This is a genomic window from Azohydromonas lata NBRC 102462, assembly GCF_001571085.1.
Lineage (GTDB): Bacteria > Pseudomonadota > Gammaproteobacteria > Burkholderiales > Burkholderiaceae_C > Azohydromonas > Azohydromonas lata.
This window is the reverse complement of sequence record NZ_BCTC01000001.1, coordinates 187,024-211,319: the sequence shown is the minus strand read 5'-3', so window position 1 is coordinate 211,319 and position 24,296 is coordinate 187,024. Positions and strand designations below refer to the sequence as shown.

Annotated in this window: 22 protein-coding genes and 1 pseudogene; 7 read left to right on the top strand and 16 right to left on the bottom strand. The window is 70.3% G+C overall.

Annotated elements, in window-relative coordinates; translation table 11 throughout:
- Positions 1-195: pseudogene (locus tag ALA01S_RS00985) on the bottom strand (NAD(P)(+) transhydrogenase (Re/Si-specific) subunit alpha); the annotation flags it as partial.
- A gap of 131 nt (positions 196-326) precedes the next feature.
- On the opposite strand from ALA01S_RS00985, the gene ALA01S_RS00980 reads away from it, so the two are divergent.
- The 3 genes from ALA01S_RS00980 to ALA01S_RS00970 all read left to right on the top strand — a co-directional run bounded on the left by ALA01S_RS00980 (position 327) and on the right by ALA01S_RS00970 (position 3,217).
- Positions 327-830, top strand: coding sequence for an NUDIX hydrolase (locus ALA01S_RS00980; RefSeq protein ID WP_066330737.1), 504 nt, complete (start codon positions 327-329; stop codon positions 828-830).
- Positions 827-1,987: a tRNA 2-thiouridine(34) synthase MnmA gene (gene mnmA, locus ALA01S_RS00975; RefSeq protein WP_066330735.1), complete on the top strand. Its 1,161-nt coding sequence runs from the start codon at positions 827-829 to the stop codon at positions 1,985-1,987. Before ALA01S_RS00980 ends, mnmA begins: the two co-directional genes overlap by 4 nt.
- A 282-nt stretch (positions 1,988-2,269) precedes the next feature.
- On the top strand, positions 2,270-3,217 hold the full coding sequence (locus ALA01S_RS00970; RefSeq protein ID WP_066330733.1) for a CysB family HTH-type transcriptional regulator: 948 nt from the start codon (positions 2,270-2,272) through the stop codon (positions 3,215-3,217).
- Positions 3,218-3,248: 31 nt separating this feature from the next.
- Here ALA01S_RS00970 and ALA01S_RS00965 read toward each other — a convergent pair whose 3' ends face one another.
- From ALA01S_RS00965 to ALA01S_RS00945, 5 genes are all read right to left on the bottom strand, one after another.
- Positions 3,249-3,845 carry a nitroreductase family protein gene (locus ALA01S_RS00965; protein WP_066330731.1) on the bottom strand — a complete coding sequence of 199 codons (597 nt, stop codon included), beginning with the start codon at positions 3,843-3,845 and terminating at the stop codon, positions 3,249-3,251.
- Between the two features lie 154 nt (positions 3,846-3,999).
- Positions 4,000-4,791 carry an amino acid ABC transporter ATP-binding protein gene (locus tag ALA01S_RS00960; protein ID WP_066330729.1) on the bottom strand — a complete coding sequence of 264 codons (792 nt, stop codon included), beginning with the start codon at positions 4,789-4,791 and terminating at the stop codon, positions 4,000-4,002.
- Positions 4,788-5,900, bottom strand: coding sequence for an amino acid ABC transporter permease (locus tag ALA01S_RS00955; RefSeq protein ID WP_084267088.1), 1,113 nt, complete (start codon positions 5,898-5,900; stop codon positions 4,788-4,790). The genes ALA01S_RS00960 and ALA01S_RS00955 overlap by 4 nt, the downstream gene beginning before the upstream one ends.
- Before the next feature lie 14 nt (positions 5,901-5,914).
- Positions 5,915-6,910 (bottom strand): amino acid ABC transporter permease, encoded by a 996-nt coding sequence (locus ALA01S_RS00950; protein WP_066330728.1) that lies wholly within the window; start codon positions 6,908-6,910, stop codon positions 5,915-5,917.
- The gene (locus ALA01S_RS00945; RefSeq protein ID WP_066330727.1) at positions 6,868-7,896 is read right to left on the bottom strand and encodes an amino acid ABC transporter substrate-binding protein; all 1,029 of its coding nucleotides are present in this window, start codon (positions 7,894-7,896) and stop codon (positions 6,868-6,870) included. The genes ALA01S_RS00950 and ALA01S_RS00945 overlap by 43 nt, the downstream gene beginning before the upstream one ends.
- A gap of 195 nt (positions 7,897-8,091) precedes the next feature.
- Here ALA01S_RS00945 and ALA01S_RS31415 point away from each other — a divergent pair, with 195 nt between their 5' ends.
- On the top strand, positions 8,092-8,247 hold the full coding sequence (locus tag ALA01S_RS31415) for a DUF1328 domain-containing protein (RefSeq protein ID WP_084267087.1): 156 nt from the start codon (positions 8,092-8,094) through the stop codon (positions 8,245-8,247).
- A 35-nt stretch (positions 8,248-8,282) separates the two neighbouring features.
- Here the strand turns inward: ALA01S_RS31415 and ALA01S_RS00940 are convergent, their stop codons facing one another.
- The 10 genes from ALA01S_RS00940 to ssb form a co-directional block, all read right to left on the bottom strand.
- Positions 8,283-9,353, bottom strand: coding sequence for a sulfate/molybdate ABC transporter ATP-binding protein (locus ALA01S_RS00940; RefSeq protein WP_066330726.1), 1,071 nt, complete (start codon positions 9,351-9,353; stop codon positions 8,283-8,285).
- An 8-nt stretch (positions 9,354-9,361) separates the two neighbouring features.
- On the bottom strand, positions 9,362-10,228 hold the full coding sequence (cysW, locus tag ALA01S_RS00935; RefSeq protein ID WP_066330724.1) for a sulfate ABC transporter permease subunit CysW: 867 nt from the start codon (positions 10,226-10,228) through the stop codon (positions 9,362-9,364).
- Positions 10,229-10,232: 4 nt separating this feature from the next.
- Complete coding sequence (gene cysT / locus ALA01S_RS00930; protein ID WP_066330722.1) at positions 10,233-11,066, bottom strand: sulfate ABC transporter permease subunit CysT; 834 nt, start codon at positions 11,064-11,066, stop codon at positions 10,233-10,235.
- A 137-nt stretch (positions 11,067-11,203) separates the two neighbouring features.
- Positions 11,204-12,223 carry a sulfate ABC transporter substrate-binding protein gene (locus ALA01S_RS00925; protein ID WP_066330720.1) on the bottom strand — a complete coding sequence of 340 codons (1,020 nt, stop codon included), beginning with the start codon at positions 12,221-12,223 and terminating at the stop codon, positions 11,204-11,206.
- A 188-nt stretch (positions 12,224-12,411) separates the two neighbouring features.
- Complete coding sequence (locus ALA01S_RS00920; RefSeq protein ID WP_066330718.1) at positions 12,412-13,401, bottom strand: sulfate/molybdate ABC transporter ATP-binding protein; 990 nt, start codon at positions 13,399-13,401, stop codon at positions 12,412-12,414.
- A gap of 70 nt (positions 13,402-13,471) precedes the next feature.
- The gene (gene cysW / locus ALA01S_RS00915) at positions 13,472-14,407 is read right to left on the bottom strand and encodes a sulfate ABC transporter permease subunit CysW (protein WP_084267098.1); all 936 of its coding nucleotides are present in this window, start codon (positions 14,405-14,407) and stop codon (positions 13,472-13,474) included.
- The gene (gene cysT / locus ALA01S_RS00910) at positions 14,404-15,240 is read right to left on the bottom strand and encodes a sulfate ABC transporter permease subunit CysT (RefSeq protein ID WP_066330716.1); all 837 of its coding nucleotides are present in this window, start codon (positions 15,238-15,240) and stop codon (positions 14,404-14,406) included. The genes cysW (ALA01S_RS00915) and cysT (ALA01S_RS00910) overlap by 4 nt, the downstream gene beginning before the upstream one ends.
- Positions 15,241-15,262: 22 nt before the next feature.
- Complete coding sequence (locus ALA01S_RS00905; RefSeq protein ID WP_157118682.1) at positions 15,263-16,255, bottom strand: sulfate ABC transporter substrate-binding protein; 993 nt, start codon at positions 16,253-16,255, stop codon at positions 15,263-15,265.
- 124 nt (positions 16,256-16,379) lie between these two features.
- Positions 16,380-16,739 (bottom strand): thioredoxin domain-containing protein, encoded by a 360-nt coding sequence (locus tag ALA01S_RS00900; protein ID WP_066330711.1) that lies wholly within the window; start codon positions 16,737-16,739, stop codon positions 16,380-16,382.
- Positions 16,740-16,847: 108 nt separating this feature from the next.
- Positions 16,848-17,399 carry a single-stranded DNA-binding protein gene (ssb, locus tag ALA01S_RS00895; protein ID WP_066330710.1) on the bottom strand — a complete coding sequence of 184 codons (552 nt, stop codon included), beginning with the start codon at positions 17,397-17,399 and terminating at the stop codon, positions 16,848-16,850.
- A gap of 149 nt (positions 17,400-17,548) precedes the next feature.
- Between ssb and recQ the strand changes: the two genes are divergently transcribed.
- From recQ to ALA01S_RS00880, 3 genes are all read left to right on the top strand, one after another.
- On the top strand, positions 17,549-19,438 hold the full coding sequence (gene recQ, locus ALA01S_RS00890; RefSeq protein ID WP_066330709.1) for a DNA helicase RecQ: 1,890 nt from the start codon (positions 17,549-17,551) through the stop codon (positions 19,436-19,438).
- A 166-nt stretch (positions 19,439-19,604) separates the two neighbouring features.
- Complete coding sequence (locus tag ALA01S_RS00885) at positions 19,605-21,857, top strand: 3-hydroxybutyrate oligomer hydrolase family protein (RefSeq protein ID WP_066330708.1); 2,253 nt, start codon at positions 19,605-19,607, stop codon at positions 21,855-21,857.
- 233 nt (positions 21,858-22,090) lie between these two features.
- The gene (locus tag ALA01S_RS00880; protein WP_066330703.1) at positions 22,091-23,890 is read left to right on the top strand and encodes a tannase/feruloyl esterase family alpha/beta hydrolase; all 1,800 of its coding nucleotides are present in this window, start codon (positions 22,091-22,093) and stop codon (positions 23,888-23,890) included.
- Positions 23,891-24,296: the final 406 nt, after the last annotated feature.

The following is a 24,296-nucleotide window of genomic DNA, read 5'->3' as shown; positions in this document are numbered from 1 at the left end:
ATTGAAGGCGGCCTTGGCGTCCACGATCTCTGCCCCTACCGCGGCATAAGCCGCGTCGGGCGCGGCTGCCGCAACGCCGGCACCGGACTGCACGAACAACTGGTGGCCCTGGGCCTTGAGTTTTTTGGCGGTCTCGGGGGTCACCGCGACGCGGGTCTCTCCGGCCGCCGTCTCCAGCGGAACTCCAATCAGCATGTGGTGTCTCCTTCCACAAGAGTCAGAAATTTTTCGCAATGCGCCTATCTATACCACCGTATAGAAAGGAAGCTGATTGATTCAGCCCCTCGCATCGCCGAGGCCGTTGGGCGGACGCTACCATCCGCCCCATGTCAGAACGATGGAAACCCAACGTCACCGTGGCGGCGCTGATCGACAAGGTGGTCGATGGGGAGCAGCGCTTTCTGCTGGTGGAAGAACACACGGCTGAGGGCTTGCGCCTGAACAACCCGGCCGGCCACCTCAACCCGGGCGAGTCACTGCTGCAAGGCGTGGCGCGCGAAGTTTTGGAAGAAACCGGCTGCGTCTTCGTCCCCACGCAGCTTGTGGGCATTTACCTGTCGCGTGTGTACCGGCAGGGTGCGGGCGAGGACATCACTTACCTGCGCTTTGCGTTTGCCGGCACGGCCAGCGCGGCGCAACCGGGCTGGGTGCTGGACGACGGCATCGTCCGCGCGGTGTGGATGACGGTGCCGGAGATACGCGCCAGCGCCCACCGCCACCGCAACCCGCTGCTGTTGCGCGGCATCGAGGACCACCTCGCCGGCAAGCGCTTTCCGCTGTCCCTGCTGACCACGGACCCCAGCGTCTTCGCGCCCGAGATCAAGGCATGAGCACCGAGACTGTTTCGACCGCCGCCGCGCCGGCGGTGTTCACGGGCGTGCGCGCGCGCCGCGTGGTGGTGGGCCTCAGCGGCGGGGTGGACTCCGCCGTCAGCGCCTGGCTGCTCAAGCAGCAGGGCCACGAGGTGGTGGGCATCTTCATGAAGAACTGGGAAGACGACGACGACAGCGAGTTCTGCTCGTCGCGCCAGGACTTCATTGACGCCGCCAGCGTGGCCGAAGTGATAGGCATCGAGATCGAACACGTCAATTTCGCCGCCGAGTACAAGGATCGCGTCTTTGCCGAGTTCCTGCGCGAGTACCAGGCCAACCGCACGCCCAACCCGGACGTGCTCTGCAACGCCGAGATCAAGTTCAAGGCCTTTCTCGACCACGCCATGCGCTTGGGCGCCGAGAAGATCGCCACGGGCCACTACGCCCGCGTGCGCGAAGTGGCCGGCGAGTTCCAGCTCCTGAAAGGCCTGGACCCGCTCAAGGACCAGAGCTACTTCCTGCACCGCCTCAACCAGCCGCAGCTCTCGCGCACGCTGTTCCCGGTGGGCGAGCTGCCCAAGACCGAGGTGCGCCGCATTGCGGCCGAGGCCGGGCTGCCCAACGCCAAGAAGAAGGACTCCACCGGCATCTGCTTCATCGGCGAGCGCCCTTTTCGCGAATTCCTCAACCGCTACCTCTCCAACCAGCCCGGCCCCATCAAGGACGCGCGGGGCCGCAAGATCGGCGAGCACGTGGGCCTGAGCTTCTACACCCTGGGCCAGCGCCAGGGCCTGGGCATCGGCGGCGTGAAGGAGAAGGGCGCCCCGCGCGGCGGCGGCGAGCACGAGCCCTGGTACGTCGCCCGCAAGGACCCGGCCACCAACACGCTGTACGCCGTGCAGGGCCACGACCACCCCTGGCTGCTGAGCCGCTCGCTGGTGGCGCAGGACTTGAGCTGGGTGGCCGGCCGCACGCCCGCACCCGGCGCGCTGGGCGCCAAGACCCGCTACCGCCAGGCCGACGCACCCTGCCGCCTGTCGCTGCCGGCGGTGGACGCCGTGGCCCTGCACTTCGACCAGCCGCAATGGGCCGTGACACCGGGCCAGTCCGCCGTGCTCTACGACGGCGAGGTCTGTTTGGGCGGCGGCGTCATCGCGTCGGCCAGTCCGGACTGAGGCGCAATTGCCCAGGGCACAAAAACCCTTTGCGCAAAGCAGCAAGCCGCGCCCCATGCGCGGCTTTGTTTTTGCTGGAGTGCTCCCCGGAACCGGCGGGTGATCTTCAAGTCAAGCTTGAAGAAATCTGCCGAAATTACCCCTATCAATCGCGCAATCCCTGCGCATGGGGGACGAACGACGCAGCTCATGCGCTATCCGCATGAGCAAGTGCCCATCGCTTCGTTGGCGCGGAAAACGCAGCTTCAAATAATCGTTGCGTTGGATCTAACGGGAACGGTCATGAACTTTCAGCAACTGCGTTCGGTGCGTGAGGCGGTGCGTTGCGGTTTCAACCTCACGGAAGTGGCGCAGGCGCTGCACACCTCGCAGCCGGGCGTGAGCCGGCAGATCCGCGAGCTGGAGCAGGAGCTGGGAGTGGAAATCTTCGTCCGCCAGGGCAAGCGGCTGACGGGGCTGACGGCGCCGGGGCGCACGCTGCTGCCGGTGGTGGAGCGGCTGCTGACCGAGGCGCAGAACCTGCACCGCATCGGCGAGGACTTCAGCCAGGGCGACGTGGGCACGCTGGCCGTGGCGGCCACGCACTCGCAGGCCCGCTACGCGCTGCCGGCGGTGGTGCGCGACTTCCAATCCCGCCACCCCGGCGTGAGCCTCAAGCTGCACCAGGGCTCGCCGCAGCAGATTGCGCAGATGCTGGTCAGCGGCGAGGCCGACATCGGCATCGCCACGCAGACGCTGGCCGAGCAGGACGCGCTGGTGGCGCTGTCCTGCTACCGCTGGACGCACTCGGTGGTGGTGCCGCAGGGGCACGAGCTGCTGGAAGGCCCGTTGACGCTGCAGCGGCTGGCGGCCTACCCGCTCATCACCTACGACGTCGGCTACACCGGCCGCGGCACGATTGACGACGCCTTCCGCCGCGCCGGGCTGCACATGCAACTGGTGCTCAGCGCCATGGATGCCGACGTGATCAAGACCTACGTCGGCCTGGGCATGGGCGTGGGCATCGTGGCTTCCATCGCCTTCGACGACGAGCGCGACCACCCGCTGCAGGCCGTGGACGCGCGCCACCTGTTTGCCATCAACACCACCAGCGTGGCCGTGCGCCGCGGCGCGCTGCTGCGCGCCTACGCCTACGACTTCATCCAGGCCTTCGCGCCGCACCTGAAGCCGGACATCGTGATGCAGGCGCAGGCCGCCCGCTCGGTGGACGCACAGCCGGCGCCGCTGTAAGCCGCGCCGGCGCGGCGCGGCCTGCGGGCTTTCAGCCCTCGAAGCCGAAACGCCCCTCGGCCACCAGCGTGGCCAGCGGCACGCGCCCGCTGGGCGCCTCGCGCTCCTGCAGCGCGGGCGGCAACAGCGACGCGTCGCCGCGCCGGCCCAGCGCCACCACGGCGTGCATCGCGTGGTCTTCCGGCACGGCCAGCACCTCGCGCGCCTTGGTGCGGTCGAAGCCGCCCATGGCGTGCGCGTGCAGGCCCAGCGCCTGGGCCTGCAGCGCCAGGCTCATCCAGGCCGCGCCGGCATCGAAGGCGTGCGAGACGATGGCTTGCGGCTCGTCCTTGCCCGGCACCGTGCGTTGCGTGCGCGACAGCACGATCAACAAAGCGCCCGCGTTTTGCGCCCAGGCGCGGTTGCTCTCCACCAGCGTGCCCAGCAGCGTGTCGAAGGCCGGCGTGCCGCGCAGGCCGTAGATAAAGCGCCAGGGCTGCAGGTTGCTGCCGGACGGGGCCCAGCGCGCGGCTTCCAGGCAGGTCATGAGCGCGCCCTGGTCCAGCGCCTCGCCGGTGAAGGCACGCGGCGACCAGCGCTCGGTGAACTGGGGATCGATGCGGTATTCAGGTTGGCGGGCAGCGGCCATGGGCGTTCACCATGAGTTGTCGGACAAGCCAATCAGTGTGCCGCAGCCTGCAGGAGGCCCGTCTGCGGGCCGAATTGGCGGCGCGGTGGGGTGCCGGTTCTTGAGCGAATACGCATCGTGGCCGGGAGCCGGGTTCGGCCCGCAAGCGGACCTCCTACAGCGTGTTCGCCGGATTCAGCACCCGCTGCAGAAAGGCCCGCGTGCGCGCGCGGCGCGGGGCTTCGAAAAACTCGCGGGCCGGCGCGGTTTCCACGATCTGCCCCTCGTCCATGAACACCACGCGGTCGGCCACGGCGCGTGCAAAACCCATCTCGTGGGTGACGCAGAGCATGGCCTGGCCCTGGTCGGCGAGGGCGCGCATCACGTCCAGCACCTCCTGGACCATTTCCGGGTCCAGCGCCGAGGTGGGCTCGTCGAACAGCAGCAGCCGCGGCGCCTGCACCAGCGCGCGGGCGATCGCCACGCGCTGCTGCTGGCCGCCTGAGAGCTGCAGCGGGTACTTGTGCGCCTGCTCGGCCACGCGCACGCGCTGCAGTTGCGCCAGGGCGCGTTTGCGCACCTGCGCCCGCGGCTCGCCGGCCATCTCCGGGCCCAGCGCCAGGTTTTCCAGCACGGTGAGATGGGGGAACAGGTTGAACTGCTGGAAGACCATGCCCACGCGGCGGCGCAGGGCCTGCAGCGCGCGCTCGTCCTCGCGCCGGCCGGCTTCGAACACCACGCCATCCACGGTGAGGCGGCCTTCCTGGAAAGGCTCCAGCCGGTTCACGCAGCGCAGCAGCGTGGACTTGCCGCTGCCCGACGGCCCGCACAGCACCACGCGCTCGCCGGGCTGGACGGTGAAATCCACGTCGCGCAGCACGTGCTGCTGGCCGAACCATTTGTTGACGCGCTCGAAGCGCACCAGCGGCGCCGCAGCGGCGCCGCCGCCGTTGTGGGCCGTGCTCATGCACAGCCTCCATGGCGCCAGCGGCGTTCGGCCCAACGGCCGCCGGCCGACATGGCGGCGCAGCCCAGAAAATAGATCGCGGTCACGAACAGGTAGCCCTCCACCTTGAACGGCCGCCACACCGGGTCGCCGCTGAGCGCCAGGCCCAGCGCGCCGGTGAGCTCGTACAGGCTCACGATGGTGACGAGCGAGCTGTCCTTGAACGTCGAGATGAAGCTGTTGAGCAGGGCGGGCAGCACGGCGCGCAGCGCCTGCGGCAGCAGCACCAGGCGCTGCACCTGCCAGGCCGTCATCCCCAGGCTGCGCGCGGCCTGGGCCTGCGCCAGGGGCACGGACTGCAGCCCGGCGCGGATGGTCTCGGCCAAGTAGGCCGCGGCGAAGAGCGACAGGCCCGCGAGCACGCGCAGCAGCACGTCCGGGTTGCTGCCCGGGGGCAGCAGCAGCGGAAAGATGAAGCTGGCCATGAAGAGCACCGACACCAGCGGCACGCCGCGCACCAGTTCGATGTAGAGCGTGGCCAGTCCGCGCAGCAGTGGCGGGCCGGATCGGCGCCCAAGCGCCAGCGCCACCGCGATGGGAAAGGCCGTGGCGATGGCCACCAGCGCCAGCAGCAGCGTCAGCGGCAATCCGCCCCACTGGTCGGTCGTGACCAGCGGCAGCCCGGCAAAGCCGCCGCGCATGAGCAGCACGCCGGCAAGCAGACCGGCCGCCCAGGCGATGCCCAGCACGCGGCCCGCCCCGGGGCGGCCGCCGCGCAGCACGCTGCCCACGGCCAGCAGCGCCCACAGCGCCAGCGCCAAGGCCGGGCGCCATTGCTGCTCGAAGGGATAGCGGCCGAAGAGGATCAGCCGGTGCTTCTCCGCCACCACGCCCCAGCAGGCGCCCACGCCGCGGGCGGCCTGGCAGGCCTCGGGGTCTGGCGCCCACACCGCCTGCCACAGCGCCCAGTCCAGCAGACGCGGCAGGCCCCAGGCCAGCAGCGCCAGGAGCAGCAGCGTCGCGGTGCCACTGAGCGGGTTGCTGAAAAGCGATTCGCGCAGCCGCGCCGCCAGGCCCGGCGGCGGGGGCGGGCGGCGCGGCGCAATGGGCCGGAAGTCGTCGTGGTCCATTTTTTTGGGCGTCCTCACCGTTCGCGGATCGCCGCACTGCGGTCCAGCCAGCCCATGAGCGCCGCGGTGAGCAGCGAGGTCGTCAGGTACACGGCCATGATCAGGCTGATGCACTCCAGCGCCCGCCCGGTCTGGTTGAGGGCGGTGTTGGCGATGGAGACCACGTCCGGGTAGCCGATGGCCACGGCCAGCGACGAGTTCTTGGTCAGGTTGAGGTACTGGTTCGAAAGCGGCGGGACGATCACGCGCAGCGCCTGCGGCAGCACCACGCGCTGCAGCACCTGGGCGCGCGAGAGGCCGATGCTCAGCGCCGCTTCCGTCTGCCCGCGCGGCACGGCCAGCACGCCGCCGCGCACCACCTCGGCGATGAAGGCAGCGGTGTAGAGGCTCAGGCCCCCCCACAGCGCCACGAACTCGGGCGTCAGCGTCGCGCCGCCTTCCACGGCAAAGGCGCCGGGCTGGGGCAGGCTCCAGCCGCCCTCGCCCGGCCAGGGGAAGGACAGGCCGCCCTTGCTGAGCAGGAACCAGGAGCCCAGGTGCAGCGGCTCGCCGGGGTCCGGCAGGTACTCCACCAGCAGCAGGTACCAGAGCAGCAGTTGCACCAGCAGCGGCACGTTGCGGACGATCTCCACGTAGGCGCCGGCCAGGCGCGAGAGCAGCGCGTTGCGCGACAGCCGCGCCAGCCCCACGGCCAACCCAAGCAGCGAGGCCGCGGCGATGCCCGCCAGCGCCACGCGCAGCGTGTTGAGCACGCCCACGAGGAAGGCGCGGCCGTAGCTCTGCCCGGCGTCGAAGGCGATGAGCGACTCGCCGATCTCGAAGCCGGCGGCGTCGTGCAGGAAATCCCAGCCCGCCTGAATGCCGCGGGCGGCCATGTTGGCCAGGGTGTTGCGCGCGAGCCAGGCGATCAAGAGCGCCAGTGCGGCCAGCACCAGCGCCTGCGCCAGGCGGGCGCGGGTGGCGGGTTTCAGCGCACCGGCGGCGCGTAGAGCAGGCCGCCCTGGTTCCACAACGCGTTCTTGCCGCGGGGCAGGCCCACGGGCGTCTTCTCGCCGACGTTGCGCTCGTAGATCTCGCCGTAGTTGCCCACGGCCTTCACCGCGCGCAGCAGCCAGTCGCGGTCCAGCCCAAGGAGCTTGCCCATGTCGTCGCCCTTGCCGAGCAGGCGCTGGACGACGGGGTCGGTGCTGTCGGCCTTGAGCTTGTCGGCGTTGGCCTGGGTGATGCCGGCCTCCTCGGCCTCGATCAGGCCGTACACGACCCACTTCACGATGGTGAACCACTCGTCGTCGCCGCGGCGCACCAGCGGGCCCAGCGGCTCCTTGGAGATGAGGTCCGGCAGGATGGCGTGCTCTTTCGGGTCCTTGGCCTCGCGCGAGCGGATGGCGGCCAGCCCGGAAGCGTCGGTGGTGTAGGCCTGGCAGCGGCCGGAGAAGTAGGCGGCGTTGGCGGCCTCGATCTTCTCGAACACCACGGGCTTCAGGTTCAGGCCGTTGGCGCGCGAGAAGTCGGTGAGGTTCTTCTCGGTGGTGGTGCCGGACTGCAGGCAGACGCTGGCGCCCTTGAGCTGCTTGGCGCTTTTCACCTTGGTCTTGGCCGGGACCATGAAGCCCTGGCCGTCGAAGAAGTTGATGGCCGTCTGTTGCAGCCCCAAAGAGGCGTCGCGGGTCAACGTGAAGCTGGTGTTGCGCGAGAGCACGTCCACCTCGCCGGACTGCAGGGCCGTGAAGCGCTGCTGCGAGCTCAGCGGCACCCAGCGCACCTTCTCGGCGTCGCTGAGCACAGCGGCCGCGATGGCCTTGCCGAAGTCCACGTCAAAGCCGCTCCAGCGGCCCTGGCTGTCGGCGGCGGAAAAGCCCGCCACGCCGGTGCTGACACCCACGATGACCTGGCCGCGCTGCTTGATGGCGTCGAGCGTCTTGCCGGCCTGCGCCGGGGCGGCGGCCAGGGCCAGGGCGGCAGCCAAGGGAGCAAGGAGAAGGGCTGGTTTTTTCATGCCGGGAAGTATGCAAGGGAGCACGGCCGGGAAATGAAGGCGGGCTTTTGCGCCTTCGCGCCCTGGCCACGCGGCTTGGCCCAGCACGGCGGCCACTGTGAGCCGCTTCCTACAGACCGGCCCGCCCGCCGCCGACAGACGGCAAAGCCTCCTGCCGCCTAAGCTGGAACCATCGAAATCACCCAGGAGTCACAGATGCTCCACTACGCCGTCGTCTTTCTCGTCATCGCGCTGGTCGCAGGCCTGCTCGGTTTCGGTGGCATCGCCGGGATGTCGGCGAACATCGCCTGGATCCTGTTCCTCGTCGGAGTGGTCCTGGCGGTCGTGTTCGCCATCAGCCGCAAGAGATAGCGTCGCGGGGGCGTCCCGCACGCCCCTGCACCTGCTCAGATCATCGCCGCGGGATCCTGCGGCTCCTCCGGCGTGATGGCAAAGCGCGTCACCCGCCGCGGCAGCAGCCAGGCCTGCGCGCCCGGCTCCAGCTTCAGTTGCTCGCGCAGCCCCAGGTAGTCCGCGCGCGGCAGCTCCACGTCGACGTAGCTGTCGTCGTCCAGGCGCCGGAACTCCAGCCGCGTGTTCGGCCCAACGGTCAGCGCCTGCTGCAGCCGCACCGGCAGCGTGCCGGGCGCTTCCTGGCCCAGCACCTGCAGCTCGTGCGGGCGCACGTAGCTCACGGTGCCGTCGGACGTGGCCTCGTGCGGGCTGCCGCTGTGGCCGGTGCGGCCGTGGAACAGGTTCACGTCGCCCAGGAACTGCAGGACGAAGGGCGTGGCGGGATGGTCGTAGACCTCGTCGGGGCGGCCGTCCTGCTCGATGCGGCCCTGGTTCATCACCACGATGCGGTCGGCCACCTCCATGGCCTCGTCCTGGTCGTGCGTGACGAAGACGCTGGTGACGTGCATCTCGTCGTGCAGCCGGCGCAGCCAGCGGCGCAGCTCCTTGCGCACCTTGGCGTCCAGCGCGCCGAAGGGCTCGTCCAGCAGCAGCACCTTGGGCTCCACCGCCAGGGCGCGCGCCAGCGCGATGCGCTGGCGCTGGCCGCCGGAGAGCTGATGCGGGTAGCGCTCGGCCAGCCAATCGAGCTGCACGAGCTTCAGCAGGTCCATCACCCGGGTGCGTATCTCCGCCTCGCTTGGGCGCGTGGCGCGCGGGCGCACACGCAGGCCGAAAGCGACGTTCTCGAAGATGTTCATCTGCGGGAACAGCGCGTAGTGCTGGAAGACGAAGCCCACGTTGCGCTCGCGTACCGCCGTGCGCGTGGTGTCGTCGCCGTGGAACAGCACGCTGCCGCTGTCGGCCTTCTCCAGGCCCGCGATGATGCGCAGCAGGGTGGTCTTGCCCGACCCTGAAGGGCCCAGCAGGGCGACCAGCTCGCCGGCGGGGATGGTGAGATTCAGGTTGTCGCAGACGGCCAGCGTGCCGAAGCGCTTCACCAGGTTGCGGACTTCAATGCTCATGGGGAACCTTACTCGCCGCGACCGGCCTGCTTGAGCTGCGCCTTCACGCGCCGCTCGACGATGTATTTCAAGCCCAGCGTCACCAGCGCCAGCGCCGCCAGCAGCGAGGCGACCGCGAAGGCGGCGGCGAACTGGTACTCGTTGTAGAGAATTTCAATGTGCAGCGGCATGGTGTTGGTCTGGCCGCGGATGTGGCCGGAGACCACGCTCACCGCACCGAACTCGCCCATGGCGCGGGCGTTGCACAGGATCACGCCGTACAGCAGTGCCCACTTCACGTTGGGCAGGGTCACGCGGCGGAAGGTCTGCCAGCCCGAGGCGCCCAGCACCGTGGCCGCCTCTTCCTGCTCCACGCCCTGCGCCTGCATCAGCGGAATCAGCTCCCGCGCCACGAAGGGGAAGGTGATGAACAGCGTGGCCAGGACGATGGCCGGCACCGCGAAGATGATCTTCAAGTCGTGCGCCTGCAGCCAGGCGCCCAGCCAGCCCTGCAGGCCGAAGACCAGGATGTAGATCAGGCCGGCAATGACGGGGCTGACCGAGAAGGGCAGGTCGATGAGCGTGAGCAGCACGCTCTTGCCGCGGAACTCGAACTTCGCGATGGCCCAGGCCGCCGCCACGCCGAAGACGAGGTTGAGCGGCACGGAGATGCCGGCGGCGATCAGCGTGAGCTTGATGGCCGAGGCCGCGTCCGGCTCGATGATGGCCTCCAGGTAGACCTCGACGCCCTTCTTGAAGGCCTCGATGAAGACCAGCACCAGCGGGACGAAGAGGAACAGCGTCAGGAAGGCCAGCGCCACCGCGATGAGCGTGCGCCGCACCCAGGCGGGCTCGGTGGCGGCGTCGGAGGCCGAGGAAGAAGACATGGGGTTCATGGCGTCACTGCCCTTCGCGGCGCCGGGCCCAGGCCTGCAGCGTGTTGATCAGGAGCAGCATCACGAAGCTGCTCACCAGCATCACCACGGCGATGGCCGTGGCGCCGGGCACGTCGTACTGCTCCAGCTTGGAGATGATCATCAGCGGCGTGATCTCGCTGACCATGGGCAGGTTGCCGGCGATGAAGATCACGCTGCCGTACTCGCCCAACGCGCGGGCGAAGGCCAGCGCGAAGCCCGTGAGCAGCGCGGGCGCCAGGATGGGGAAGGTCACGCGGCTGAAGCACTGCCAGCGCGTGGCGCCCAGGGTGGCGGCGGCTTCCTCCAGCTCGCGGCCCAGGTCTTCCAGCACCGGCTGCAAGGTGCGCACCACGAAGGGCAGGCCGATGAACAGCAGCGCCACGAACACGCCCAGCGGCGTGAAGCTGACCTTGAAGGGCAAGTACTGGCCTATCCAGCCGTTCTCGGCATAGAGCGCGGTGAGCGTGATGCCGGCCACGGCCGTGGGCAGGGCGAAGGGCAAGTCCACCAGCGCGTCCACCAGGCGGCGGCCGGGGAAGTCGTAGCGCACCAGCACCCAGGCGATCAACAAGCCGAAGAAGGCGTTGACCAGCGCGGCCAGGAAGGAGGCGCCGAAGGTGAGCCGGTAGGAGGCGACGACGCGCGGCGAGGCCACGGCGTCCCAGAAGGCGGCGGGCGTCATGGTCGCGGCCTTGAGGAAGGCGGCCGACAGCGGGATGAGCACCACGAGGCTGAGGTACAGCAGCGTGAAACCCAGGGCCAGGTCGAAGCCCGGCAGCACGCTGTGGCGCTTGAGCAGGGTGCGGGAGAAGAGCATGGCGGGGCCGGGCGCGGCAGACCGGCAACGGTCCGCAACGCCTTGTCGGCAAAGGCGAAAACGGGAATTGTGGCCCCGCCGCGGCGGGGCACCGGAAGCGACGGCCCGGCTGGTCGTGAACCAGGGCCGGCTACGGCTTACTTCTTGGCCATGAGCTGGTCGTAGATGCCGCCGTCGTTGAAGTGCTCGGCCTGCGCCTTCTTCCAGCTTCCGAAGACTTCGTCCACGGTGAAGGTGGGCACGCTGGGGAAGTCCTTGGCGTGGGCGGCCAGCAGCTTGGCGTCGCGGGGGCGCAGGTTGTGCTTGACGGCGATCTGCTGCGCCTCCTCGGTCCAGAGGAATTTCAAATACGCCTCGGCCTGCTTGCGCGTGCCCTTGCGGTCCACGACCTTGTCGATGACGGCCACCGGGTTCTCCGCGAGCACGGTGCGGGCCGGATAAACGAAATCAAAATTCTTGCCGAACTCCTCGACGATGGACTGCACCTCGCTCTCGAAGGTGCAGAGCACGTCGCCGATGTTGCGCTGCGCGAAGGTGGTGGTGGCGGCGCGGCCGCCGCCGTCGAACACGGGCACGTTGGCGAAGATCTTCTGCGTCAGCTCACGCGCCTGCGCCGGGGTGCCGCCGCCCTTGATGACCGAGCCCCAGGCGCCCAGGTAGGTGTAGCGGCCGTTGCCCGTGACCTTGGGGTTGGGAATGACGACGCTCATGCCGGGCTTGGCGAGGTCGGCCCAGTCCTTGACGCCCTTGGGGTTGCCTTTGCGCACCAGGAACATGGTCACAGAGGAGGTGGGCGCGGCGTTGTTGGGCAGGCGCTTGGCCCAATCGGCGGCAATGAGGCCCTTGTCGGCGACGACGTCGATGTCCAGGGCCTGGTTCATGGTGATGACGTCGGCATCCAGCCCTTCGATCACCGCGCGTGCCTGCTTGCTGGAGCCGCCGTGCGACTGGTTGACCGTGACGTCCTCGCCGGCGGTCTTCTTCCAGTACGGGACGAAGGCCTTGTTGATGTCCTTGTAGAACTCGCGCGCGACGTCGTAGCTGACGTTGAGCAGCGTCACCGAGGCGGCTTGGGCGATGGAGGGCAGGGCGCCGGCCAGCGCGGCGGCGGGGGCGCCGAGGACGAGACGGCGGCGCAGGGGGTTGCGAACGGTCATGGCAGCTTGGAGCCCGCGAAAGCGGGGTGTTTTTTATGGACGGGCGGGGATGGTAGGCAAGGCGGCCAACCCGGCGCGGAAGAGGTGCCTTTGAAGCGGCCCGGGGCTTCCCCGATTGCTTCCATTTTCGAAGCAATGCCCGCTGATTTCTTCAACAGACCATTGAAAATCCCGCGCCGGCGCAGCCCTCAGGCCGCTTGCTGGAAGCGCGCCGCGCGGCGCGGCTCCAGGTGATAGGCGCTGCCCACGTCCATGGTGAAGGCCTGGTACTCCTCGCGGGTGAGCTCCACCTCGATGGCCGCGCCGTCGGCCTTGTGGAAACCCAGGCGCATGCGCGAGCCCATGCACAGCGCGTGCGCCAGCGTGGCGCTGACGCGGCCGGGGGCGTGGTCGCGGTGCACGGCGATCTCGTGCGCGCGCACCCACAGCGGCGTGCCGGCGCCGTCGTCCAGGCGCTGGGCGTCGCCCAGGAACTGCAGGACGAAGGGGTTCGCGGGCTGGTCGTACAGGTCCTGCGGGCGGCCTTCCTGCTCGATGCGGCCCTTGTTCATCACCACGATGCGGTCAGCCACTTCCATGGCCTCCTCCTGGTCGTGGGTGACGAAGACGCTGGTGACGTGCATGTCCTCGTGCAGCCGGCGCAGCCAGCGGCGCAGCTCCTTGCGCACCTGCGCGTCCAGGGCGCCGAAGGGTTCGTCCAGCAGCAGCACCTTGGGCTCCACCGCCAGGGCGCGGGCCAGGGCCACGCGCTGGCGCTGGCCGCCGGAGAGCTGATTCGGGTGGCGGGCGGCGAAGCTGGAGAGCTGCACCCGCTCCAGCAGCTCGTCGACGCGGCGGCGTATCTGCGCCTCGGTCTGCCGCTGGGCGCGCGGGACCATGCGCAGGCCGAAGGCCACGTTGTCGCGCACGTTCAGGTGGTTGAACAGCGCGTAGTGCTGGAACACGAAGCCCACGCGGCGCTGCTGCACGGGGGCCTCCGTGGCGTCCTGGCCGTGCATGAAGACGCGACCGGCGTCCGGCGTCTCCAGCCCGGCCATGATGCGCAGCAGGGTGGTCTTGCCGGAGCCCGAGGGCCCCAGGAGGGCGACCATCTCGCCCGCGGGGATGTGCAGGTCCACGCCCTCGCACACCACGGTGGGGCCGAAGCGCTTGCTGATCTGGTGCAACTGGATGCTCATGCGGTTCTCCCGTGGCAGTACAGGTTTTTCTTGGAGACGTTGAGGGCGCAGCGGATGGGGACGGACGGCTTCATGCCGTGCCCTCGTGCTGCTCGCGCAGCTGCGCCCTGACGCGGCGCTCCACCAGCGCCTTGAGCACCAGCGTCACCAGCGCCAGGCCCGCCAGCAGCGAGGCCACGGCGAAGGCGGCGGCGAACTGGTACTCGTTGTAGAGGATCTCGATGTGCAGCGGCATGGTGTTGGTCAGGCCGCGGATGTGGCCGGAGACCACGCTCACCGCGCCGAACTCGCCCATGGCGCGGGCGTTGCACAGGATCACGCCGTACAGCAGCGCCCACTTCACGTTGGGAATGGTCACGTGCCAGAAGGTCTGCCAGCCGGAGGCGCCCAGCACCAGCGCGGCTTCCTCCTGGTCCTTGCCCTGGGCCTGCATGAGCGGGATCAGCTCGCGCGCCACGAAGGGGAAGGTCACGAACACCGTGGCCAGCACGATGCCGGGCACGGCAAAGATGATCTTCAGGTCATGTTCCTGCAGCCAGGGGCCGAGCCAGCCTTGCAGGCCGAAGACCAGCACGTAGATCAGGCCGGCGATCACGGGGCTGACCGAGAAGGGCAGGTCGATGAGCGTGATGAGCAGGCTCTTGCCGCGGAAGTCGAACTTCGCGATGGCCCAGGCCGCGGCCACGCCGAAGGCGAGGTTCAGCGGCACCGAGATCGCCGCGGCCAGCAGCGTGAGCTTGACGGCGTCCAGCGCGTCGGGTTGGCTGATGGCGTCCAGGTACACGTCCACGCCCTTGGCGAAGGCCTGGACGAACACCGCCGCCAGCGGGACGAAGAGGAACAGCGTCAGGAACAGCAGCGCCACGCCCACCAGCAGCGCGTTGACCCAGCGCGACGGGGCGTTGGCGGCCCTGGGCTTGGCAGCGGCGCGGCTTGGGTGGCCCAGCGTGGTGCCCAGCGGCACGGAGGCCGCGGCGACCGGGGAAACGGGCAGGACAGAACTCATGTCGTGGCTCCCTGGCGCCGCCGCGTCCACGCCTGAAGCGCGTTGATGAGCAGCAGCAAAACAAAACTGGAGACCAGCATCACCACGGCGATGGCCGTGGCGCCCTGGTAGTCGTACTGCTCCAGCCGCGTGATGATCAGCAGCGGCGTGATCTCGCTGACCATGGGCAGGTTGCCGGCGATGAAGATCACGCTGCCGTACTCGCCCAAGGCGCGGGCGAAGGCGAGGGTGAAGCCCGTGAGCAGCGCGGGCAGCAGCACCGGCAGCACCACCTTGAAGAAGGTCTGCAGCCGCGAGGCGCCCAGCGTGGCCGCCGCTTCCTCGACGCTGCGGTCCAGGTCTTCGAGCACCGGCTGCAGCGTGCGCACCACGAAGGGCAGGCCGATGAAGACCAGCGCCACGAACACGCCCACGGGCGTGAAGCTCACCTTGAAGGGCAGGACCTGCCCAATCCAGCCGTTCTGGGCGTAGAGGGCGGTGAGCGCGATGCCGGCCACGGCCGTGGGCAGCGCGAAGGGCAGGTCCACCAGCGCATCGACGATGCGCTTGCCCGGCACGCGCTGGCGCACCAGCACCCAGGCCACGAGCAGGCCGAACACGGCGTTGACCAGCGCGGCGGCCAGCGACGCCCCGAAGGTCAGCCGGTAGGAGGCCAGCACGCGCGGCGTGCTCACCGCGTCGAGGAAGGCCTGCAGCGTCATGCCCGACGTCTTGATGAAGGCGGCGGACAGCGGCAGCAGGACGATGAGGCTCAGGTACAGCAGCGTGAAGCCCAGGGCGAGGTTGAACCCGGGCAGCACGCTGCGCTGCTTGAGCAGCAGGCGCGACAGCATGGCGGCAGTTCCTGCGGAGGGTTTACTTGCGGGCGAAGACGCGGTCGAAGGTGCCGCCGTCGGAGAAGTGCGTCTGCTGCGCCTTGGCCCAGCCGCCGAACTGCTCGTCGATGGTGAACAGCTTCACCTGCGGGAACTGCTTGGCGTACTTGGCGGCGGCGGCCTGGTCCACGGGCCGGTAGTAGTGCTTGCCGGCGATGTCCTGGCCTTCGGGGGAGTAGAGGAACTCCAGGTAGGCCTGCGCGGCGGCGCGGGTGCCCTTCTTGTCCACCACCTTGTCCACGACCGCCACGGGCGGCTCGGCCAGGATGGAGATGGAGGGGGCGACCACGTCGAACTTGTCCGGCCCAAGCTCCTTGAGCGCCAGCAGCGCCTCGTTCTCCCAGGCCAGCAGCACGTCGCCCAGGCCGCGCTCGACGAAGGTGGTGGTGGCGCCGCGCGCGCCGCTGTCGAGCACGGGCACGTTGGACAGCAGCTTGCCCACGAACTCCTGCGCCTTGGCCTCGGAGCCGTATTTCTTCTGCGCGTAGCCCCAGGCGGCGAGGTAGTTCCAGCGCGCGCCGCCGGAGGTCTTGGGGTTGGGGGTGATGACGGCGATGCCGGGCTTGACCAGGTCGTCCCAGTCCTTGATGGCTTTCGGGTTGCCCTTGCGCACCAGGAAGACGATGGTGGAGCGGTAGGGCGAGCTGTTTTGCGGCAGGCGCTTTTGCCAGTCCGGCGGCAGCAGCTTGGCCTTGGCGGCGATCTCGTCGATGTCGTAGGCCAGGGCCAGCGTCACCACGTCGGCCTCCAGCCCGTCGATGACCGAGCGGGCCTGCTTGCCGGAGCCGCCGTGCGACTGCTTGACGGTGACGGTGTCGCCGCTCTTGGCCTGGTACTGCTTGGCGAAGGCGGCGTTGACGTCCTGGTAGAGCTCACGTGTCGGGTCATAGGACACGTTGAGCAGGCCAATGTCCTTGGCTTGGGCGCCGACGGCGGCCACGGCGAGCAGCGCGGCTAAGAACAGCGATTTCATGAGAGTCCTCCTGGGATGCATGAAGGCATCCTAGGAATCGCCCCTGGGCCGACCAACGAATGTTTGCGCCCTTGCTTATGCGGCCGGCGCAGCCTCAAGCGTGGAAAGTGTCAGGTGTTACCGGTTACCCCGGCTGCAGGGCGCGCACGCGCTCCGGCAGGCCGGCCGCGTCCTCATCCACGGCCTGGGGCTTGAGGCCGCCTTCGCGCGCGGCCTGCAGCAGCCGCGTGAGGTGGCCGGGCTGCGGCAGCAGCACGCCGAAGTACAGGATGGTGTCGCCGCGGGCCACGAGCACGGTGGGGAAGTTCTCGACGTCGACGTCGCCGACGACGTCCGATTCGTCCTCGATGTCCACCCAGATGAAGCGCTCGCCGGCTTGGGCGGCGTCGCGGGCGGCATCGAAGGTGGCCAGGTATTCCTTGCAGGTGCCGCACCAGGCGGCGCACAGGCAGGCGACGAGCAGGGGTTCAACAGCGGTCGGCATGGGTTGCAAGTGTGGCAGGGCAAAGCCCGGGCCCTGGCGGCGTCGGGAATGAAAAAGCGGCCCGAGGGCCGCTGTCTTGATGCAGGTGAAAAACCGGCGGGACGCCGATCAGAACGGGATGTCGTCGTCCATGTCGTCGAAGCCGGTGGCCGGGCGCTGGGGCGCCGGGGCCGGACGCTGCGGGGCCGGGCGGGGGGCCGCGGCGCGCGGGGCGGGCGCGGGGGCGTCCATGTCGTCGCCGCCGCGGGCCGGGGCGCGGTTGTAGCCGCCGCGGGAGGCGCCGCCGCCCATGCCGCCGCCACCGCCCATGTCGTCGCCCATGCCTTCACGGCCGCCGAGGAGCTGCATCTGCTCGGCCACGATGTCCACGGTGTTGCGCTCGATGCCGTCCTTGTCGGTGTACTTGCCGTACTTCAGGCGGCCTTCGACGTACACGGGGCGGCCCTTCTTCAGGTATTCGCCGGCGATCTCGGCCAGGCGCTCATAGAAGGTGACGCGGTGCCACTGCGTGTCTTCCACCGACTCGCCGGTGTTGCGGTCCTTGCGGCGGCTGGAAGTGGCGACGGAGACGTTGCAGATGGCCGTGCCCTGGGGCGTGTAGCGCACCTCCGGGTCGCGCCCGCAGTTGCCGATGAGAATGACTTTGTTGACGCTGGCCATATGTGACGCTCCTGCGCGAAATGTGCTCTGTACGAAAAGACAGGATTGTGCCGCATGCCCCGTGCCGCAGCCCCTCCGGGGCCTTGGCGCGAGCCCTTGAAAAGCCCGGCCGGCGGCGGCCAGTTACCATCGCCGGCTCCCCTCGCGCCATGGCCTTCTTCTCCTCCCCCTCTTCCGCTTCCCCCGAGCTGCAAGTGCTGCAGCAGGTCTTCGGCTACACGGCGTTTCGCGGGCCGCAGGCGGCCATCGTCGAGCACGTCGCCCTGGGCGGCGACGCCCTGGTGCTCATGCCCACGGGCGGCGGCAAGAGCCTGTGCTACCAGGTGCCGGCCATCGTCCGGCATCGCCAGGGCCTGGGTGTGGCCGTGGTGGTGAGCCCGCTCATCGCCCTCATGCACGACCAGGTCGGCGCGCTGGAAGAGGCCGGCGTGCACGCGGCCTACCTGAACTCCACGCTGTCCTCCGAGCAGGCCCAGCAGGTGGAGCGCGAACTGCGCAGCGGGCGCCTGGTGCTGGTCTACGTGGCGCCGGAGCGGCTGCTGACGCCGCGCATGCTGGCGATGCTGGATTCGCTGCACGAGCGCCAGCTCCTGAGCCTGTTCGCCATCGACGAGGCGCACTGCGTCAGCCAGTGGGGGCACGACTTCCGCGAGGAGTACCTGGGCCTGTCGGCCCTGCACGAGCGCTACCCCGGCGTGCCGCGCGTGGCGCTCACGGCCACGGCCGACGCGCACACGCGCCGCGACATCGTGGAGCGGCTGCAGCTCGAAGACGCCGCCGCGTTCGTGAGCAGCTTCGACCGGCCCAACATCCGCTACACCATCGTCGAGAAGGACAACCCGCGCGCGCAACTGCTGCGCATGATCCGCGACGAGCACGAGGGCGAAGCCGGCGTCGTCTACTGCCAGAGCCGGCGCAAGGTGGAGGACACCGCCGCCTGGCTGGAGCAGCAGGGCGTGCGCGCGCTGCCCTACCACGCGGGGCTGGACGCCGACGTGCGCCGCCGCCACCAGGACCGCTTCCTGCGCGAGGACGACCTGGTGATGGTCGCCACCATCGCCTTCGGCATGGGCATAGACAAGCCGGACGTGCGCTTCGTCGCGCACCTGGACTTGCCCAAGAACATCGAGGCCTACTACCAGGAGACCGGCCGCGCCGGCCGCGACGGCGAGGCCGCCGATGCCTGGATGGCCTACGGCCTGGCGGACGTCGTCAACCAGCGCCGCATGATCGACGAGAGCGACGCCGAGGAAGACTTCAAGCGCCTGCAGCGCGGCAAGCTCGACGCGCTGCTGGCCCTGGCCGAAGCCCACGACTGCCGCCGCGTGCGGCTGCTGGCCTACTTCGGCGAGGCCAGCGAGCCCTGCGGCAACTGCGACAACTGCCTGCACCCGCCGCGCACCTGGGACGCCACCGAGGCCGCGCGCAAGGCGCTGTCCTGCATCTACCGCTTCGGCCAGCACGGCGGCGGCTTCGGCCCAACGCGCTTCGGCGCCGGGCACCTGCTGGACGTGCTGCGCGGCAAGCGCACCGACAAGGCGCTGCAGTACGGGCACGACAAGCTGTCCACCTTCGGCATCGGCGCTGACCTGTCGGAAGCGCAGTGGCGCGGCGTGCTGCGCCAGCTCGTCGCCCTGGGCCACGTGCAGGCCGAGGGCGAGTTCAACACCCTCTCGCTCACGCCCAGCGCGCGCGCCGTGCTCAAGGGCGAGGAGCCCATCGTCCTGCGCGAGCCGCGCGAACCCACCCGCGGCAAGAGCCCGCGCTCCGTGCGCGGGACACGCGGCGAGCGCGTGCCCGCCGCCGCCGCCACGCTGGACGCGCTGGGCCAGGAGCGCTTCGCCCGGCTGAAGGCCTGGCGCGCCGAGGTGGCGCGCGAGCACGGGCTGCCGGCCTACGTCATCTTCCACGACGCCACCCTGGCGCAGATGGCCGCCGAGTGCCCGGATTCGCTGCAGGCGCTGGGCCACATCAGCGGCGTGGGCGCCAAGAAGCTCGAAGCCTACGGACGCGAGATCCTGCGCGTGCTGGGCGAGTGACGGGGGAGTGGCGGGCGAGGGCGGGCGCGCCGGCTTGCTCCCAGCACCCGATTCCCTGATCCGGCAAGCGTGCTGACCCTCATGGGGTCGGTCCTTACGCGATCACGCGGTTTTTCGCCTTGAAGCGGACTCCGTAGCCTGCGCCGGCTGTTCAAGGAGAACGCTGATGGCTACCAGGAATCCCGCCGCCTTTCGACGCCTCCCCGCCGCTGCCGCGGCCCTGCTGTGCCTGCATTTGGGCGCGCAGGCCGGCGGACCCGGCCCCGACGACCGCTACGACGACCGCCACGGCGGCCACGGGCACGGCGAGCCCATGCGGCCCAACGTGTTGCCGCGGGGCATCACTTCGCTCGCGCGCACTGCCTACACGGCCACCAGTCCGGGGGGCGGCACCAGCGCTTCGACCCAGGATTTGCTCACCGCCGGCCTGGGCAAAACCGGCCTGGCCGGCGCCGCGCCGGCCTACGCCGACCCGCTGAACCCCACCGCGCTGGAGCTGCGCCGCAACGCCATCTACGCCAACTACCGCGGCCTGCTGGACATCACCGCCAACGGCGGCTACGGCCGGCTCTACGGCCCAAACATCGACCTCGCCGGCAACGACACCTTGGGCGAGGGCCTGATCCCCGGCGTCGAATACCTGGGCTACGTCGACGTGCCCGGCGGCAACCGCCGCGTCACCACCGCCGTGCAGGTGCCCGCGAGCTTTGACACCAGCAAGCCGTGCATCGTCGCGGCGCCGTCCTCCGGCTCGCGCGGCGTCTACGGCGCCATCGGCACGGTGGCCGAGTGGGCCCTCAAGCGCGGTTGCGCCGTGGCGCTGACCGACACCGGCAAGGGCATGGGCCTGCACGACCTCTCGGACAACACCGTGCACCGCATAGACGGCACCCGCGCCGACGCCGCCGACCCGCTGAGCCACTTCAGCGCCAAGCTCAGCGAGGACCAGCGCGCCGCCTTCAACGCCCGCACGCCCAACCGCGTCGCCCTGAAGCACGCGCACTCGCAAACCAACCCCGAGCGCGACTGGGGCACCGACACCCTGGCCGCCGTGCGCTACGCACTGTGGGCGCTCAACCAGGAGTACGGCCCCTCCGTGGGCAGGAGCCCGCTGAAGTGGCAGCGCTTCCGGCCGGAGAACACGCTGGTGATGGCGGCTTCCGTCTCCAACGGCGGCACCGCCGTGCTGCGCGCGGCCGAGCAGGACGAGCAGGGCCTGATCGACGCCGTCGTCGCCGGCGAGCCCGGCGCCACGCCGCGCAGCACCTACGGCTACGGCGTGCAGCAAGGCGGCCAGCCCGTGGCCTTCGGCAAGCCGCTGCTGGACTACTTCACCTTCGCCAACCTGTACCAGCCCTGCGCGGCGCTGGCGGCCGAAGCGTCCATGGGCGCGGAGCTGTCCATCCACAACTACATGACCCTCACGGGCATGAACCCGCGCGCGGCCAACCGCTGCGCGTCGCTGGCGCAGGCCGGGATGGTCAGCGGCGCCGACACCGCCGCGCAGGCGGCCGATGCCCTCTCGAAACTGCGCCACTACGGCTGGGGCCCCTACAACGACCAGATGCACAACGCCCACTACGGGCTGGGCAACGCGGTGATCGTCACCAGCATGTACGTCAACGCCTACGGGCGCTTTTCCGTGCTGGACAACGTCTGCGGCGTGAGCTTCGCCGGGGTGGACGCCGCGTTCGCCCCGGCACCCATCGCACCCGCGGCCAAGGCGGTGAGCTACGCCACCGGCAACGGCACGGCCAACGGAGCGCCGGCCACCGTGATCGTCAACGACTCGGTGGGCGGCGCGAGGCGCTGGGACTTCGCCGTCTCGCCGGGCACGGCGCTGGCGGACCTGGGTTTCGAGGCGGCGGTGTGCCAGCGCGCCCTGTTCACCGGCACCGACCCGCGCAGCGGCGCGCCGCTGACCGACACCAGCACGCCCACCCGTGCGCAAAGCGAGGCCGTGCGCCGCGGCGTGCGCGAGGTGCTGGCCAGCGGCGACCTGCAGCGCAAGCCCACCCTGGTGGTGGCCGGCCGCAGCGACGCGCTGCTGCCCGTCAACAACGCCGCGCGCGCCTACACGGCCTTCAACCAGGCCGTGGAGCGGGGCCGCAGCAGGCTGCGCTACGTGGAGGTCACCAACGGCCAGCACTTCGACGGCTTCCTGGGCTTCAGCGGCTTCGACACCCGCTACGTGCCGCTGCACGTGTATTTCCTGGACGGCCTCAACGCCATGTACGCGCACCTGACCACCGGCGCGACGCTGCCGCCCAGCCAGGTGGTGCGCACCACGCCGCGCGGCGGGCTGCCGGGCGCGGCACCGGCCGTCACGCGCGCGGCGAACCTGCCGCCCATCGCCGCCACGCCGGCTGCGGGCGACGCCATCACCTTCAACGGCAACGCGCTCAACGTGCCCAACTGAGTAAGGCCGCGGGCGCGAGGGCGCCGGCTGCACGGCCCGCCCGCGAGCCCGCACCGCCCGCCCTGAGCCACCCACGCCGGCGCCGGCCCCCAGGGGCCGGCGTTTTTCATTGAAGCCAAGGGTTTACCCCTAAGCGATTGCGCAGCGCGCTCCAGGCCCCTGCGGGCCATAGGCTGCGGCAGGCCCGCTGCCGGCGACGCGCCGCGCACGCGGGCCCACACAGGGAGAAAAAGATGACCAGGAAACACCCGACCCCGCACCGGCGGCGCCTTGCCGTGGCGTCCGTGACCGCCGCCGTGGCGGCCCTGCCGGCGCTGGCGGCGCCGGCCCAAACCAGCCAGGACGCGGCCGCGCGCTGCGCCCAACTGCAGGGCCAGACCGTGCCCGCGGCGCACATCGGCCTGCCCACGCGCGATGCCGTCGTCACCCAAGCCACGTTCACGCCCGCGCGGGGCGCGGGCGTGGCGGCGGTGGGCGACACCTGCACCGTCGAGGGCGATATCCGCCCGCTGGACCGCAAGGCGCCGCCCATCCGCTTCCAGCTCAGCCTGCCGCAGCCGTGGAACGGCAAGGCCGTGATGTTTGGCGGCGGCGGCTACAACGGCACCACCGCCGTGGGCGGGACCAGCAGCATGACCAGCGGTGGCCAGACCGTCGTGCTCTCCGGCAACGTGCCCGCCGGGCCGGTGGACCACCCGACGCCGCTTGGGCGCGGCTACGCCACCTTCGGCAGCGACTCCGGCCACCAGTCGCTGCGCCCCGTGGCCGGCGCCAGCCGCGACGGCAGCTTCGCCGCCAATGAGGAGGCACGGCGCAACTTCGCGGGCGACGCGATCAAGAAGACGCGCGACACCGCCGCCTACCTGATGCAGCGTCACTACGGCCGCCCCGTGCAGCGCACCTACTTCGCCGGCGGCTCCACCGGCGGGCGCGAGGCGCTGCTGGCCATAGGCCGCTGGCCGCAGGACTTCGACGGCGCCATCGCGCTGTACCCGGCCTGGAACGCCGCGGTGCTGAACCTGCACTTCGGCCGCATGACGCGCGCCCTGGCCGGGAAGGACGCCTTCCCCGGGTTGCCCCAGCGCCAGGCGCTGTACCGCGCCGCGCTGCAGGCCTGCGACGCGCTGGACGGCGTGGCGGACGGCCTGATCAGCCATCAGGCCGCCTGCGATGCCGCCTTCGACCCCGACACCGCCACGCTGGACGGCCAGCCGCTGCGCTGTGCCGACGGCACCCGGGGCGACCACTGCCTGACGCCAGCGCAGATCGCCGCCTTCAAGGTGCTCAACAGCGCCACCGTGCCGGCCTTCGCGCTGCCCAGCGGCGAGAAGGGCTACCCCGGCCTGACCACCTGGGGTACCGACTTCGGCTTCGCCGCGCCGGACAAGGACAAGGGCCAGTCGCCCGTGCTCACGCTGGGGTTGGGGACGCTGGCGCCGGCCGCGCCCATGCCGGGCGTGAGCCTGCTGAGCCTCACGGCGGTGGCCGACAGCCCGCCCTACGGCAGCACCTTCTGGGACCAGTGGGTGCGCTACTTCGTCACCGACGACACCACGTACGACCCGCTGGCGCTGGACCCGGAGCGGCCGGGCCCGTGGGAGCGAAGGATCGTGGAGCTGATCGAGCTGCAGGACGCCAACCGTAGCGACTTCTCCGCCTTCCGCGCCCGCGGCGGCAAGCTGCTGCTGGCGCACGGCGTGCACGACGCCCTGGTGAGCAACCGCGCCACGCAGCAGTTCGTGGCCCGCGTGCGCCGCACCATGGGCGACGCGGCCACGGCGGACTTCCTGCGCTACTACGAGATTCCCGGCTACGGCCACTCGGTGAGCGACCAGTTCAGCGCCGCCTGGGATTCGCTCACGGCGCTGGAGCAATGGGTGGAGCAGGGCGTGGCGCCGGGGCCGCAGGTGGTGATGGACACCAAGGCCGTGCCCGGGCGCACGCGGCCGCTGTGCGAGTGGCCGAGCTGGCCGCGCTACGCCGGCGACGGCGACGTCAACCAGGCCGCCAGTTTCACTTGCGCCACGCGTTGAGGCGGCGCTGCAAGGGGCCGCCGCCTGGCGAGCGGAGCGCGGGTGCCCTGCGCTGGCTCTGCTGGCAGGAGGCCCGCTTGCGGGCCGAACCGCAGCCCCGTCCCACGCTTTTTGCAGGCCGCATCGTTCAGAAATCTGAACGATGGCTGCCATGCAGTGAGGGGCCGAAGTACAAAAAACTGAACGATGGGGCCGCTGCACGGGAGGTGCGCGGCCGGCGGCTGGGGTGCGAAGGTTCGGTCGTGGTGGCGGATTGCCGTCCGGGAAAAGTCGTTCCGCCGTCAGCCCTGAGGCAATGGCGCTTCGCACCCTCGTCCGTCATGCCCGCGAAAGCGGGCATCCACGCCGGCCGGAGCATCGGCGCGCCGACGTCGGCCCGGGGCGGTGCCGTTCGAAGGCCATGCCT

Excerpts from the sequence above, each read along its gene's own strand:
- ALA01S_RS00980 (WP_066330737.1), top strand. The coding sequence starts at position 327 with ATGTCAGAACGATGGAAACCCAACGTCACCGTGGCGGCGCTGATCGAC.
- mnmA (WP_066330735.1), top strand. The coding sequence starts at position 827 with ATGAGCACCGAGACTGTTTCGACCGCCGCCGCGCCGGCGGTGTTCACG.
- ALA01S_RS00970 (WP_066330733.1), top strand. The coding sequence starts at position 2,270 with ATGAACTTTCAGCAACTGCGTTCGGTGCGTGAGGCGGTGCGTTGCGGT.
- ALA01S_RS00965 (WP_066330731.1), bottom strand. The coding sequence starts at position 3,845 with ATGGCCGCTGCCCGCCAACCTGAATACCGCATCGATCCCCAGTTCACC.
- ALA01S_RS00960 (WP_066330729.1), bottom strand. The coding sequence starts at position 4,791 with ATGAGCACGGCCCACAACGGCGGCGGCGCCGCTGCGGCGCCGCTGGTG.
- ALA01S_RS00955 (WP_084267088.1), bottom strand. The coding sequence starts at position 5,900 with ATGGACCACGACGACTTCCGGCCCATTGCGCCGCGCCGCCCGCCCCCG.
- ALA01S_RS00945 (WP_066330727.1), bottom strand. The coding sequence starts at position 7,896 with ATGAAAAAACCAGCCCTTCTCCTTGCTCCCTTGGCTGCCGCCCTGGCC.
- ALA01S_RS31415 (WP_084267087.1), top strand. The coding sequence starts at position 8,092 with ATGCTCCACTACGCCGTCGTCTTTCTCGTCATCGCGCTGGTCGCAGGC.
- ALA01S_RS00940 (WP_066330726.1), bottom strand. The coding sequence starts at position 9,353 with ATGAGCATTGAAGTCCGCAACCTGGTGAAGCGCTTCGGCACGCTGGCC.
- cysW (WP_066330724.1), bottom strand. The coding sequence starts at position 10,228 with ATGAACCCCATGTCTTCTTCCTCGGCCTCCGACGCCGCCACCGAGCCC.
- cysT (WP_066330722.1), bottom strand. The coding sequence starts at position 11,066 with ATGCTCTTCTCCCGCACCCTGCTCAAGCGCCACAGCGTGCTGCCGGGC.
- ALA01S_RS00925 (WP_066330720.1), bottom strand. The coding sequence starts at position 12,223 with ATGACCGTTCGCAACCCCCTGCGCCGCCGTCTCGTCCTCGGCGCCCCC.
- ALA01S_RS00920 (WP_066330718.1), bottom strand. The coding sequence starts at position 13,401 with ATGAGCATCCAGTTGCACCAGATCAGCAAGCGCTTCGGCCCCACCGTG.
- cysW (WP_084267098.1), bottom strand. The coding sequence starts at position 14,407 with ATGAGTTCTGTCCTGCCCGTTTCCCCGGTCGCCGCGGCCTCCGTGCCG.
- cysT (WP_066330716.1), bottom strand. The coding sequence starts at position 15,240 with ATGCTGTCGCGCCTGCTGCTCAAGCAGCGCAGCGTGCTGCCCGGGTTC.
- ALA01S_RS00905 (WP_157118682.1), bottom strand. The coding sequence starts at position 16,255 with ATGAAATCGCTGTTCTTAGCCGCGCTGCTCGCCGTGGCCGCCGTCGGC.
- ALA01S_RS00900 (WP_066330711.1), bottom strand. The coding sequence starts at position 16,739 with ATGCCGACCGCTGTTGAACCCCTGCTCGTCGCCTGCCTGTGCGCCGCC.
- ssb (WP_066330710.1), bottom strand. The coding sequence starts at position 17,399 with ATGGCCAGCGTCAACAAAGTCATTCTCATCGGCAACTGCGGGCGCGAC.
- recQ (WP_066330709.1), top strand. The coding sequence starts at position 17,549 with ATGGCCTTCTTCTCCTCCCCCTCTTCCGCTTCCCCCGAGCTGCAAGTG.
- ALA01S_RS00885 (WP_066330708.1), top strand. The coding sequence starts at position 19,605 with ATGGCTACCAGGAATCCCGCCGCCTTTCGACGCCTCCCCGCCGCTGCC.
- ALA01S_RS00880 (WP_066330703.1), top strand. The coding sequence starts at position 22,091 with ATGACCAGGAAACACCCGACCCCGCACCGGCGGCGCCTTGCCGTGGCG.